Here is a 12,696-nt window from a genome sequence, read left to right on the forward strand (position 1 = left end):
TCCCGGCGTGTGGTCTTAGGCGAAGTTCTTAGCGAACGCGTCAAGCGCAGCTTTCAGCTTGCCAGTGAGGTCGTCGTCGAGGGCTTTCTTTTCCCAGATCGCGTCGAGCAGTTCCTTGTGCTCGCCACGCAGGAACAGAAGCAGGCCTTCTTCAAATTCCTTCACACGGTCAACCGGATGATTGTCGAGGTATCCGTTCACGCCAGCGTAGATCACGGCAACTTGCTCTTCGGTCTTCAGCGGCGAGAACTGCGGCTGTTTCAGAAGTTCGGTCAAACGTGCACCACGGTTCAAAAGGCGCTGAGTGGTGGCATCAAGGTCGGAGCCGAACTGCGCGAACGCAGCCATCTCGCGGTACTGAGCCAGCTCACCCTTAATCGGGCCAGCAACCTGCTTCATCGCCTTGATCTGAGCGGAGGAACCCACGCGGGAAACCGACAGACCAACGTTCACGGCCGGGCGGATGCCCTGATAGAACAGGTCCGTTTCCAGGAAGATCTGACCGTCGGTGATCGAGATCACGTTGGTCGGAATAAACGCGGACACGTCGTTGCCCTGGGTTTCAATGACCGGAAGTGCGGTCAAAGAGCCCTTGCCGTGATCTTCGTTCAACTTCGCAGCACGCTCCAGAAGACGGGAGTGCAGGTAGAAAACGTCACCCGGGAATGCTTCACGTCCTGGCGGGCGGCGCAGAAGCAGAGACATCTGACGGTACGCAACAGCCTGCTTGGTCAGATCGTCGTAACCGATCACCGCATGCATGCCGTTATCGCGAAAGAACTCACCCATTGCGCAGCCAGCAAACGGCGCCAAGAACTGCAGCGGAGCAGCTTCGGATGCGGTCGCGGCGATGACGATGGAGTATTCCAGAGCGCCGTTGTCTTCCAGTGTCTTGACGAACTGGGCAACGGTAGAACGCTTCTGACCAACTGCAACGTAGATGCAGTACAGTTTTGCATCTTCGTCGTTGCCCGCATGCAGCGGCTTCTGGTTCAAGAAGGTGTCGAGGATAATTGCGGTCTTACCGGTTTGACGGTCACCAATGACGAGCTCGCGCTGACCACGGCCAACCGGGATCAGGGCGTCAATGGCTTTCAGGCCCGTGGACATCGGCTCGTGCACGGACTTACGCGGCAGAATGCCTGGCGCTTTAACGTCCACACGGCGCTTCTCAGTGGCTTCGATCGGGCCTTTACCATCGATCGGATTGCCGAGCGCATCGACAACGCGGCCAAGAAGACCTTTACCGACCGGAACTTCCACGATGGCGCCGGTCCGTTTAACGGTGTCGCCTTCTTTAATGTCGCGGTCAGAACCGAAGATAACGACACCGACGTTGTCGGATTCCAGGTTCAGGGCCATGCCCTTGATCCCACCCGGGAATTCGACCATCTCACCAGCCTGGACTTTGTCCAGACCATAAACACGGGCGATACCGTCACCGACGGAGAGCACCTGACCAACTTCAGAAACTTCGGCTTCTTGGCCAAAGCTCTTGATCTGGTCCTTGAGGATTGCGGAGATTTCCGCGGCCCGAATATCCATCAGCCGACCTCTTTCATCGCGAACTTGAGTGAATTGAGCTTGGTACGCAGCGACGTATCGATCATGCGGGACCCGACTTTGACCACGAGGCCGCCGATCAGGGCAGGATCAACCTTAGCTGCGATGTTTACGGATTTGCCCGTGGAAGCAGAGAGAGCTTCTTTCAGGGCAGCGACATGTTCGTCGGACAGAGCAGCGGCAGAAACCACTTCAGCTGTTTCCTCGCCGCGCTTTTCTGCAAGCAGGGCGCGGAAAGACTTGATCATGTCGGGAAGGACGAAGAGGCGCCGGTTACGGGCTGCCAGCTTCACGAAATTTGCGGCCAGGCCTTTGATGCCAGCCTTGTCGAGAAGTGCTGCGAGCGCTGCAAGCTGCTCTTCAGCACTGAATGCCGGGCTTTTCACAAGACGGACGAGATCTTCGCTTTCGGAAAGCATGCCTTCAAAAGCAGTCAGATCCCGTTCCACGTCAGCCGTTACGCCGTCGCCTTCAGCTAGGTCGAGAAGGGCGGACGCATAACGCTGTGCCACGCCGGATACGAGAGATACGTTGTCAGTCACCAGGTCCGTGCTCTCTGACGTTTTTCATGTCCGCAAAACGGCTAGCGTCCGCAAGACATTGAAAAAATGAATGATTTCAAGGTCAGAAGGTATGACGGTTAAACCGTTCCCCCAAAGCCGCGCCTCAATTAGCACAGGGTTTCCCAGTGTGCAACGCCGCGCGGAGCCTGTTCTTGCCGATTCAATGGTGTTTTTTACCCATCCGCGGCAAAAAGCCTTGCAGATCAATGTGTCACCGGCCGTATAAACCTTTAGACGGTGGCCATTTTTGAGACCGTGTTTGCGGCTCTTCGCATTGCGGGTCTACCACGAAAGATCAACACGCCCTACGATGGCTAAGTCTCCAGCAGGGGTTCAAAACCGCCGAAGATCATCCGCTTCAGACTAAACACCTCATCCGCATTGGGCATGATTTCGCCCCATCTCGGATCTTCTTCCATCTTTCCCATCGCAGCATCGGCAGTCGTTTTGTCGGGCCAAATGATCCACGAGAAGACAACAGTTTCATCCGGCGCTTTTTTTACAGCCATCGGAAAGGACGTCACTTCACCATCCGGCACGTCGGTTCCCCAAGCTTCACACGAACTCACTGCGCCATATTCCTTGAACAGCGCCCACGACTTTTCTGCGATCACAGCGTAGTCGGCTTTTTTGGTGGTTTTTACGGGTGCGAGAAACCGTTGCACATATGACTTGAGGAAACCTCCCTTGTTAGAATCGGAAGTCTCTCATGATGAGACGAGAAAACAAGCAGACCTTACAAAAGGCGGCGGTACACCCGTTATAAAAAATGCTGCGGGTCAATATCGATCTGAACGCGAAGGCCTTTCGTCGGCTTCGGGCCGCTTGAAAGCCAGCCCCTTATATAGGACTGCAAGTCATATTGCTTCGGCGCCATCGCCAAAAGGCGGAACCGGTAGCGTCCTCGAACCATGGCCAAAGCGGCTTCTGCAGGTCCAAGCAGCGTGACGGCCTGGTCCGGCGGCGCCACCCGTGCCAGCTGTCGGGCAAAACCTTCCGCAAAATTCCTGTCAGGCCCTGAGATCACAACAGCTGCCAACCGGCCAAAAGGCGGCAGCCCGGCGGCCCGCCGCGCTTCGATCTCCGCCTGGTAAAACGCGTGTTTATCGTTGGAGAGCAGCGCCTTGATGACGGGATGATCCGCACTGTACGTCTGCAGAAAACCTTTGCCGCCACCGGCGACGCGGCCCGCACGGCCCGTGACCTGGGCAAGCAGTTGGAAGGTCTTTTCGGCGGCACGCGGATCGCCATGTGCCAGGCCGAGATCCGCATCAACCACGCCGACCAGTTTCAGTTTCGGGAAATTGTGGCCCTTGGCGACCAACTGCGTTCCGATGATAATATCTGCACCGCCCTCTTCAACGACCTTCATTTCTCGCTTCAAACGTTCAGGCCCACCGGGCAGGTCGGATGAAAGAACCAACGTTCGCGCTTGCGGGAAGAGATCGCTCACTTCTTCTGCAATCCTTTCAACACCGGGGCCACAGGCAACCAGCGTATTGGTGCTTTGGCACGACGGGCAGCTTTCTGGCACACGTTCATTATGCCCGCAGTGGTGACACACCAGTTTCTTTTGAAACCTGTGCTCAACCAGCCAGGTGCTGCAATGCGGGCATTGGAACCTATGACCGCAGGTGCGGCATAATGTCAGTGGCGCATATCCACGCCGGTTCAGAAACAACAGTGCCTGATCCCCGTTGGCGTAAGTTTCCTTGATTGCGCCCACCAGGCCCGGCGCGAGCCATCGGCCCTGTTCCGGTCCGTCCAGACGCATATCAATGGCCGAGAGGTCTGGGAGTGCGGCGCCGGACGCCCGGTCAGGCAATTCAACCAGACCATACCGGCCCTGCTCAGCATTTACCCGGCTTTCAATCGACGGTGTCGCCGAGGCCAGGACAACCGGGAACCGGGAGATATGCCCGCGCACGACCGCCATGTCCCGTGCGCTATAGGGCACACGGTCATCCTGCTTGAAAGCCGCGTCATGCTCTTCGTCGACGATTATGAGCCCGAGTTCCTTGAATGGCAGAAAGAGAGAGGAGCGCGCGCCGATCACGACACGGACATCGCCAGATGCCACACCGCGCCAAACCCTCGCCCGGTTCTTCGGCGTAATTTCAGAGTGCCACTCGGCCGGGTAAACGCCGAACCGTTGTTCAAAACGCCGCAGAAACTGTTCGGTCAGCGCAATTTCCGGCAGAAGCACCAGAGCCTGCTTGTCCCGCCGCAAGGTTTCCGCGATTGCTTCGAAGTAGACCTCGGTCTTGCCCGACCCGGTCACACCGTCAATCAAGGTCACTGCAGCGCCCTTGTCGAAACTCTCTGATAGCTTCTCCGCAGCTGCTTGCTGGGCCGGTGTCAAATCCTTTTGTGCATAGTCGATTTGAGGACGCGGCGGCGGGGGTGCCGCCGGCATGGAGACGATCTCCAGCACCTCTTGTTGCACCAGTCCGTCAATGACGGATGCGCTGACACCAGCTGCGTGTGCAAGACCGCTCTTTGTCCAGGCAAATCCATCTTCCATGGTTTCAAGGACACGGCGGCGGGCAGGTGTCATCCGCTCAGGCTCAACACCTTCAATCCGCCGGACACCTGGAACCGGGGCTTCCGGTTCGAGTGCCTCTTCAGAACGCAGCACCATGCGCACGACCATGCCCGGCGCGCCAAGCGTCCAGCCGGCCACCCAGTCCACAAACCGGCGGAGATCCTTATCAAGCGGCGGCGTGGTACCGTAAACGTGGGAAATCGATTTGAGTTTGTTGGGATCGATCGCCGCATCAGGCTCACCGTCCCAAACCGCACCAATGACCTCTCGCGTTCCCAAAGGCACCCGGACGATCGTGCCAGGCACGACCGACTGCCCAGCCGGGACCTTATAGGTGTAGGCAACCGGCACGGCGACGGGCACCAGCACACTGGCAATCGTGTCTTTCGGCTTCAAATCGTCAAACAGCACGGCAGATCACACGTTTTGGCTTTGCATTTTGTTGTCCGGACACCAAAACAGGCTCTGGACTCTGTTAGCGGGGATCGCCCGGATCCCAATTTCATTCAAGCGGAATAATTTCTGAGGTACGTACCGCAAAAAGGCTTTCACCAGAGAATCAGGGCTTCAGTTAGACAGCATCCTAGGCTAAAGAGAGCGCAGCTGACCATTCATTCGTTCGCTTGCCGACGGAGGCAGGCTGCAAAGGCGTACACACAAGCGCCATTGGGAGAAATCATCCATGAAGTTTTTCGTCGACACCGCGGATACCGCGGAGATCCAGGAACTGGAAGCCACTGGCCTCTTGGACGGCGTCACCACAAACCCGTCCCTGATCGCCAAATCCGGCAAGAATTTCAAAGACGTGATTGCCGAGATCTGCAAGATCACAAACGGTGACGTTTCAGCGGAAGTCGCAGCAACCGACTTCGACACCATGATCAAGGAAGCCCATGTCCTGCGTGCGATCGCAGACAACGTGGTCATCAAACTGCCGCTTACATTTGACGGTCTGAAAGCCTGTAAGCAGCTGACGAGCGAAGGCACGAAGACAAACGTAACCCTGTGTTTCTCGGCCAATCAGGCCCTGCTCGCAGCAAAGGCTGGCGCGACCTACATTTCGCCGTTCATTGGCCGCCTCGACGACATCAATCTCGATGGTATGGAACTGATCCGCGAAATCCGCGTCATCTATGACAACTATGGCTTTGACACCGAGATCCTGGCCGCGTCCATCCGCACACCCAATCACGTCAAGGATTCTGCGATCATTGGCGCTGACGTGGTCACCGTTCCGCCGGCAACACTGAAGTCCCTTATCAAGCATCCGCTGACCGATAAGGGCCTTGATGCGTTCTTGAGCGACTGGGCGAAGACCGGACAGAGCATTCTGTAAAGTCATTCGACTTGGGTGCCGCACGCGCTGTATTGCGACGGGCTTAAGCCGCGCGCTCTAAAGGCTCCGGTCCATCCGGGGCCTTACTTTATTTCGCTAAGCTGGCGATCAAAAAGCGGTGGCACTCGGCTCTTCATTTTTCTATTTTGAGCCGCGGTTCCGGTATCTGACTGCCGGACAGCCCAGCCATTCAGGCAAATCCCGATCCCAAGCGGGCCGACACCGGTGACAGACGGAAGCGCGCAGGGTATTCGTGGATTTGAAAACAGACAGCAAGAGCGCGGGTTAAAGCGCTGAAGGATAGGAAACACACAATGACGGGTTCGAGAATCGTCTTGATTGACCGCCACCCCGGCCGGTCCGCGCAAACCATTGGCGTGGCGCGGGAATTGGGCACCGACCCCGATCTCATCCATGAACCGTCTGTCGGCGTGGTTGGCACAAAAGGCGACAGTCAGTGTTATCTGGGCGTGGCGCGCAAGGTCGATGCCATTCATGAGCACCTGAAATCGCGCATCGGCAGCGGTGAGGGCCAGCTAAAATACCGGCTGGTTCAGCCGGAATACACGATTGCAACGTCTGACGGCATCCGCAACGGCACACGCGAAATGCGCTATTCGCTCATCGGCCGCGAAGTTACCAACGACGGTTTGTGCGAGCACCTGGAAGCATCCGGTCTGGCCGGCACCATTGCGGTGGTCGCCTGTGACAAGCCACCGGTCGGCACCATGGCTGCAGTCCTTGAGCGGAATGAACCGGCAATCATCATGTCCGATGGCACGATCCGCCCAGGCAAGGATCCGGAAACCGGTGAGATGCTGGACATCGTGAGCGCCTACCAAGTAGCCGGACACCCGGACAAGGCTGTGCGGGACCGCATCGCATGTAATGCGTGTCCAGGCATTGGCAGCTGCGGCGGCATGTTCACCTACAACACCATGCAGACCTTCATCGGCGTTGTCGGCCTGCAGCCGCTTCATATGGTGGCTCCACCATCCGACGATCCGCGCCGCTTAGAGGAATTCCCGCAGCAGCTCGTTTCCTATCTCGCCGACATGATGGAAAAGGGCCTGAAGCCACGCGACATCGTCAAGCGCGATTCGCTGCGGAATGCGATCATCGTCGCCATGGCCATCGGCGGCTCCACCAACGTTGTTCTGCACGTTCCAGAAATCGCCCGCGCAGCCGGTTATGAACACTTCTGGCGCGATGTGATGACACCGGAAGAGTTCAACCACCTCTCCCAGCATGTGGTCCCGGTTCTGACCAACGCACGGCCGTACGGCAAATACTCCATGCTCGACATCGACCGCGTTGGCGGCGTTCAGGTGATCGTCAAGGAACTGCTTGATGCCGGTCTTTTGAACGGCGACATGATGACCTGCACCGGGCGCACTTTGGCCGAACAGGTCGCGGACCTCAACGCAGCCGCACCCGACGGTGACGTCATTCATTCAGTTGCCGAGCCTTTCAAGCCAACGGGTGGTCTACGCATGCTCGGCGGCAACCTGTCGCCGGACTTCTCGGCCATCCTGAAACTTGCCGGTGTCGAGGGCGGTCTGGAAGACAATCTCTTCAAGGGCCGTGCGCGTGTGTTCGAACGCGAAGCCGGTCTGATCCAGGCTCTCGATGAAGCGCCCGACAGCTTCCAGGACCATGACATGGTTATCGTCCGCTATGACGGTCCGAGCGGCGGTCCGGGCATGCCGGAGATGCTCGATCCGACGTCCCGCATCACGACGCTGTGCCGGGAGCGCGGCATCGTGATCGCCCTTATGACAGATGCGCGCTTTTCCGGCGGCTCGGTCGGTCTGGTGATTGGTCACGTTGGTCCGGAAGCCGCCCTTGGCGGGCCAATTGCCTTTGTCGAGGACGGCGACGAGATCATCGTAGACCTCAATAAAAACACCTTGGATTGCCCGGCGCTGGACGATGCGGCCACGCTCGCAACCCGCAAGGCCGTCTGGGACAAGGCTGTTGCAGACAACGGCGGTATTCACCCGAATTGCGGCATTGCGGACACCCGGCTTTTGCACCGTGCACGTCATACTGCTGTTCCGGCCCTTCGCGGCGGCGGCCTGCACCCGAACCGGGAAGTCTGGGTGCGCGATCAGCGACTGGCCGAAAAATCGGGTTTTGAACCGCGCAACCGCCACCGGAGCGCATAGACGCTCCGACATTGGTATCGAGAAGATTAGAACGCCCCGGTCAGATCAGGCCGGGGCGTTTTTTTGGGTCCACGCTTCAATCCGGCGGCCCGAGAACTCTGGAGATCCGTGCCCAAACAGCATCAATATCTGCATGCATGTTGGCTGCGACTTGCCGGACCCAAGGTTCGCCCTCTATGGCGGTGCGTGACGCAACCGGACCAAGTTCGGAAATCACCGTCTCAGTGTCGCGCAGCAGCGACCGCCAATTCACTACTCCGGTTTCAGGGAATTGCTTCAATTCCGTGCGGCGATCCTCCTGCAGCCGTCTGGCCAGATCTTCGGACTGCGCCATGCCGGTCTCTATCCGCTTTGCCAACCCCTCCTGCCCCCAGGCAAGCAGCGTTCCAAGAAGCGCGATACCGGCAGCGCTCCGGGAGCCCTGAACACCGATATTCGGAGTTGCCAAATAAGAACTGCCGAAAGCGATTGCCTCCTGGGCGGTCGGGTCAGCAAAAAACACAAGCGCTGAGTCCTTTGGTTGAAACAGCCACTTGTGCGCTGAAACGGCAATACTGTCAGCACGTTCAATGCCAGACAATCGATCCTCATATTTGGTCAAACGCAGCGGGCCGCCCCAAGCCGCATCCACATGGACCCACATTGGGCCAGCACAAGTGCCGCCTTTGAGGCTGGCAATTTTCAACTCGTCTATCACGCCGCGACCGGTGGTTCCGGCGGTCAGTACTAGAACTGCCCTGGAAAGCTCTGGCAGCGCGTCGATTGTCATCCGGCCATTTTCGGCGACGGTTACCGGTTCGAACGGAAGCCCCAATATCTGCGCACATTTTGGCACGGATACATGGGCATCGGCAGAAGCAATTACTCGTGTTGCTCCATGCTCCCGCGCGCACCAGAGTGCAGCCAGGTTGGCAAGGGTCGAACCACCACACATGTGGCCTGCGGTCATGCCGAAATAAGGTGCAAGCCAGACAATGACCCGAGCCTCGGCTTCCGTTGCGAACGGGCTGAGATCTTGATGGAGAAGGTTTTGATTGTATTCCGCGTTCAAACCAACAAGACGTGCAGCGATTCCCGCCGGGGCTGGATCCATATGGGCAAAGGCGTCCGGTGCACCAAGGTGTGCGGACCGCGTTCGCACTTGCTCGGACAGCACTGAAAACGCTTCGTCATCGCCTAGTCCTTTGGCCGGCAATTGATCGGTCAATTCGGACAAGTCAGCCATTTCTCAATCGCACTCCCAGGCCTGTTTCTGAACGGCAGACTGCCCAACATCGAAACTGTCTTTTTTGGAGTATGGCACATCACCAGACTGATGGCAGGTTCGTCGCTTCTCGTCCGGAATGACTAATTGCACCCTAGCGAAAAGACAGATAGCTTCGATTATGAAAGCTATTTTCAGTACACCGGGGGGAGCCGGTCGCCTACGGAAAAATGGCCCAGACAACGGAGGACCTTCAAATGAAAACGCGGATTACCGAGCTCTTTGGAATTGAGCATCCGATCATACAGGGCGGCATGCATTATGTTGGCTTTGCAGAGCTCGCGGCGGCTGTTTCAAATGCCGGTGGGCTTGGAACGATCACGGGTCTGACCCAAAAAACACCGGAAGCCCTCGCAAACGAGATCGCCAAATGCCGGGATCTCACCGACAAGCCGTTTGCAGTGAACCTCACCTTTTTGCCGACAGTGAACGCACCGGACTATCCGGGTTATGTGAAGGCGATTATTCAAGGCGGAGTCAAGGTGGTAGAAACCGCTGGCCGCAATCCGCAGCAAGTGATGCCCTACCTGAAAGATGCGGGCATTAAGGTAATCCACAAATGCACCTCCGTGCGTCACTCCCTGAAAGCCCAGTCCATCGGCTGCGATGCTGTCTCGGTGGATGGTTTTGAATGCGGCGGCCACCCGGGCGAGGACGACATTCCGAACATGATCCTTTTGCCGCGCGCCGCAGATGAGCTGGAAATCCCCTTTGTGTCCTCCGGCGGCATGGCCGATGCCCGCAGTCTCGTCGCCTCGCTCGCCATGGGCGCGGAAGGCATGAACATGGGCACGCGCTTCATCGCCACTAGGGAAGCGCCGGTGCATCAAAGGGTCAAGGACGCAATTGTGGCCGCGTCCGAACTCGACACACGCCTGGTCATGCGCCCGCTGCGCAATACAGAACGCGTCCTCAACAACGCCGCTGTCGAGCGTTTGCTGGAAAAGGAAAAATCCCTCGGACACGATCTGAAATTCGAGGACATTATCGAGGAAGTCGCGGGCGTCTATCCGAAGATCATGATGGACGGCGAGATGGATGCAGGGGCTTGGTCCTGTGGCATGGTTGCCGGCCTGATCGAAGACATTCCGACCTGTAAGGAATTGATCGACCGGATCATGAGCGAAGCCGATGCCCTGATCCGACAGCGGCTGGAAGGCATGGTGGGCGGCGTTGCCGTTGCAGCTGAATAAGCGTTAGGGGAGAAAACGATGGACTATCAAACGATCCTCTGGAGCCATGAAAACGGCGTTGCCGAGATCACAATGAACCGGCCAGACAACGCCAATGCGCTGAGCGCTCGCATGTCGGATGAACTCTTCGATGCGGCCTGCCGCTGTGAGGCGGAAGGCGCGCGCGCGGTGATCCTCACCGGATCCGGTCGCATGTTCAATGCGGGCGGTGACTTGCAGGAATTTGATGACGCGGAGGACAAGGCAGACCATGTCACCCGCATGGCGACAATTCTCCATGCAGCGCTTTCCAGGTTCTCGCATATGGATGCGCCGGTGATCACGGCCGTGAACGGTTCGGCCGGTGGTGGTGGGTTTTCCATCGCGATTTCCGGCGACATCATTCTGGCGTCCGAAAAGGCCAAATTCGTCTCCGCCTACACGGCCTCCGCGCTGACACCCGACGGGTCGTCGTCCTATTATCTCGCCAAGCACATCGGCCTGCTGCGGGCCAAGGAGCTGATGCTGACCAACCGGGTGCTGACCGCGAAAGAAGCCTGCGAGTGGGGACTGGTCACCCGTGTGGTCTCACCGGATGATTTGATGGCGGAGGCGCGCAAACTTGCGGCCCAATTTGCCAACGGACCGACCAAGGCCTATGGCGGTGTGAAGCGCCTTTTGCAAACCGCGTATTCGGAAGGGCTAGAGACTCAGCTCGACAAGGAAAGCCGGTCGATTGCCGCCATGATGAAAACCCATGACGGCGCGCACGGGATCGCCTCATTCCTTGCCAAAAAAACACCGGAGTACAAGGGCAAATGAGCCGCGCGCCGATTGAAGACGACTGCGGCATCGGTCAGGCGCTGAACATCGTTGGCGAATGGCGCACGCTTCTTGTTCTGCGCAATCTCTTCAACGGCATGCGCACCTTTGATGCCATGCAGTCCCATCTCGGGATTTCGTCGAGCGTGCTGGCAGCCCGCCTCAAAACCTTGAGCGAGGCGGGCATCGTCGAAAAGCGCCCCTTGCCGGAGGATGGCCGGTCCCACGAATACCGGCTGACGGACAAGGGACTGGATCTTTATCCGGTTCTCGTCGCCTTGCTGCATTGGGGCGAGAAATGGACCCCCAACGGCCGCGGGCCGCGCATGACCCTGACCGAACGGGCAACCGGCTTGCCGGTCCGCGACATGGCGGTGACGGCCCAGGACGGACGGCCGCTCGGGCCGCGGGAGGTGACGCCCGTACCGGGGCCCGGCGCGAGCGACTATACGCGCGCCCTGACTGCCCGCTGGGCAAACAAGAGGGAGGAGACTGTATGACTTCGGACTGGGAAGCAAAAAAGCAGATTTCCGCGGTTCTCGACTTTCCTGGATCAGCGTGGCGCAAATCATGAAAATATTGGTGTTCCTTGGCTCTGTGCGGCAGAGCACGCCGCCCCGGCCTGCGCGGCTCGGCGAGCGGGTGGCAAGGGCCTGCGCCGCACATTTGGGCCGGGCTAGTGCCGAAGTCGAGATCATCGATCCATTCAACCTCGAGCCTCAACCGGTGTTCAAGCCACATTTCGCTTATGCGCCGGGGCGGGCGCCGGAGGCGCTTGAAGTTCTCTCGGACAAGATCAAGGATGCGGACGGCTATGTGATGGTCTCGCCGGAATACAATCACTCCATGAGCCCGGCGCTTGCGGATCTACTCAATCATTTCGGCAGTTCCAGTTTTTCCTTCAAGCCGAGCGCGATTACGACATATTCCGCGGGTCAATGGGGCGGCGCGCGAGCAGCCGTAAACATGCGCACCTACTTGAGCGAGCTGGGCTGTCTACCGGTTTCCGCGATGATCCATGTGCCGAAAGCGCAGGATGTGTTTGATGAAGCGGGGCGCTATCTTGAAGGTGTCGATGCGAACAAATGGGACGGCTACATTGGCCGCACCCTGCGCCAGCTAACCTGGTGGGCGGAGGCCGCGAAACGCCAACGCCAGCAGGCGGTGGCAACAGAGGCGTTTGACAGGGATCCGTCGCAGCGCAACGCGCCCTGATTTTCAGGTGGAACCGGCTGGGCTTGGCGGGTCACGCGCCTATATGCC

General features: G+C 58.3%; 11 protein-coding genes. 6 read left to right on the forward strand and 5 right to left on the reverse strand.

The window, feature by feature from the left end:
• Positions 1-15 precede the first annotated feature (15 nt).
• From atpA to SADFL11_RS15575, 4 genes are all read right to left on the reverse strand, one after another.
• Entirely contained in the window at positions 16-1,545 is a 1,530-nt protein-coding gene (atpA, locus tag SADFL11_RS15560; RefSeq protein ID WP_008191672.1) for a F0F1 ATP synthase subunit alpha, read from the reverse strand.
• The gene (locus SADFL11_RS15565) at positions 1,545-2,105 is read right to left on the reverse strand and encodes a F0F1 ATP synthase subunit delta (RefSeq protein WP_040451344.1); all 561 of its coding nucleotides are present in this window, start codon (positions 2,103-2,105) and stop codon (positions 1,545-1,547) included. The genes atpA and SADFL11_RS15565 overlap by 1 nt, the downstream gene beginning before the upstream one ends.
• Positions 2,106-2,440: 335 nt before the next feature.
• Positions 2,441-2,791, reverse strand: coding sequence for a DUF1428 domain-containing protein (locus SADFL11_RS15570; RefSeq protein ID WP_008194440.1), 351 nt, complete (start codon positions 2,789-2,791; stop codon positions 2,441-2,443).
• Positions 2,792-2,886: 95 nt separating this feature from the next.
• The gene (locus SADFL11_RS15575; RefSeq protein WP_008193415.1) at positions 2,887-5,082 is read right to left on the reverse strand and encodes a primosomal protein N'; all 2,196 of its coding nucleotides are present in this window, start codon (positions 5,080-5,082) and stop codon (positions 2,887-2,889) included.
• 271 nt (positions 5,083-5,353) lie between these two features.
• On the opposite strand from SADFL11_RS15575, the gene fsa reads away from it, so the two are divergent.
• Together fsa and SADFL11_RS15585 are read left to right on the forward strand one after the other, a co-directional pair.
• On the forward strand, positions 5,354-6,007 hold the full coding sequence (gene fsa / locus SADFL11_RS15580; protein ID WP_008197099.1) for a fructose-6-phosphate aldolase: 654 nt from the start codon (positions 5,354-5,356) through the stop codon (positions 6,005-6,007).
• 314 nt (positions 6,008-6,321) lie between these two features.
• Positions 6,322-8,175, forward strand: a complete 1,854-nt coding sequence (locus SADFL11_RS15585) for a dihydroxy-acid dehydratase domain-containing protein (protein ID WP_040451342.1) — start codon at positions 6,322-6,324, stop codon at positions 8,173-8,175.
• 76 nt (positions 8,176-8,251) lie between these two features.
• Here SADFL11_RS15585 and SADFL11_RS15590 read toward each other — a convergent pair whose 3' ends face one another.
• Positions 8,252-9,400, reverse strand: coding sequence for a pyridoxal phosphate-dependent decarboxylase family protein (locus tag SADFL11_RS15590; protein WP_008195790.1), 1,149 nt, complete (start codon positions 9,398-9,400; stop codon positions 8,252-8,254).
• A 236-nt stretch (positions 9,401-9,636) separates the two neighbouring features.
• Between SADFL11_RS15590 and SADFL11_RS15595 the strand changes: the two genes are divergently transcribed.
• The 4 genes from SADFL11_RS15595 to SADFL11_RS15610 all read left to right on the forward strand — a co-directional run bounded on the left by SADFL11_RS15595 (position 9,637) and on the right by SADFL11_RS15610 (position 12,648).
• Entirely contained in the window at positions 9,637-10,632 is a 996-nt protein-coding gene (locus tag SADFL11_RS15595; protein ID WP_040452744.1) for an NAD(P)H-dependent flavin oxidoreductase, read from the forward strand.
• 18 nt (positions 10,633-10,650) lie between these two features.
• Positions 10,651-11,433 (forward strand): enoyl-CoA hydratase/isomerase family protein, encoded by a 783-nt coding sequence (locus tag SADFL11_RS15600; RefSeq protein ID WP_008195495.1) that lies wholly within the window; start codon positions 10,651-10,653, stop codon positions 11,431-11,433.
• A complete protein-coding gene (locus SADFL11_RS15605; protein ID WP_008191467.1) occupies positions 11,430-11,933 on the forward strand; it encodes a winged helix-turn-helix transcriptional regulator in 504 nt (167 codons plus the stop codon). The genes SADFL11_RS15600 and SADFL11_RS15605 overlap by 4 nt, the downstream gene beginning before the upstream one ends.
• A gap of 70 nt (positions 11,934-12,003) precedes the next feature.
• Positions 12,004-12,648 (forward strand): NADPH-dependent FMN reductase, encoded by a 645-nt coding sequence (locus SADFL11_RS15610; RefSeq protein ID WP_040451340.1) that lies wholly within the window; start codon positions 12,004-12,006, stop codon positions 12,646-12,648.
• The last annotated feature ends 48 nt before the right edge of the window (positions 12,649-12,696 follow it).

This window comes from Roseibium alexandrii DFL-11 (assembly GCF_000158095.2).
Lineage (GTDB): Bacteria > Pseudomonadota > Alphaproteobacteria > Rhizobiales > Stappiaceae > Roseibium > Roseibium alexandrii.

Bases quoted from the DNA above. Each gene is read 5' to 3' on its own strand.
- SADFL11_RS15605 (WP_008191467.1), top strand. From the start codon at position 11,430: ATGAGCCGCGCGCCGATTGAAGACGACTGCGGCATCGGTCAGGCGCTG.
- atpA (WP_008191672.1), bottom strand. From the start codon at position 1,545: ATGGATATTCGGGCCGCGGAAATCTCCGCAATCCTCAAGGACCAGATC.
- SADFL11_RS15590 (WP_008195790.1), bottom strand. From the start codon at position 9,400: ATGGCTGACTTGTCCGAATTGACCGATCAATTGCCGGCCAAAGGACTA.
- SADFL11_RS15610 (WP_040451340.1), top strand. From the start codon at position 12,004: ATGAAAATATTGGTGTTCCTTGGCTCTGTGCGGCAGAGCACGCCGCCC.
- SADFL11_RS15600 (WP_008195495.1), top strand. From the start codon at position 10,651: ATGGACTATCAAACGATCCTCTGGAGCCATGAAAACGGCGTTGCCGAG.
- fsa (WP_008197099.1), top strand. From the start codon at position 5,354: ATGAAGTTTTTCGTCGACACCGCGGATACCGCGGAGATCCAGGAACTG.
- SADFL11_RS15595 (WP_040452744.1), top strand. From the start codon at position 9,637: ATGAAAACGCGGATTACCGAGCTCTTTGGAATTGAGCATCCGATCATA.
- SADFL11_RS15585 (WP_040451342.1), top strand. From the start codon at position 6,322: ATGACGGGTTCGAGAATCGTCTTGATTGACCGCCACCCCGGCCGGTCC.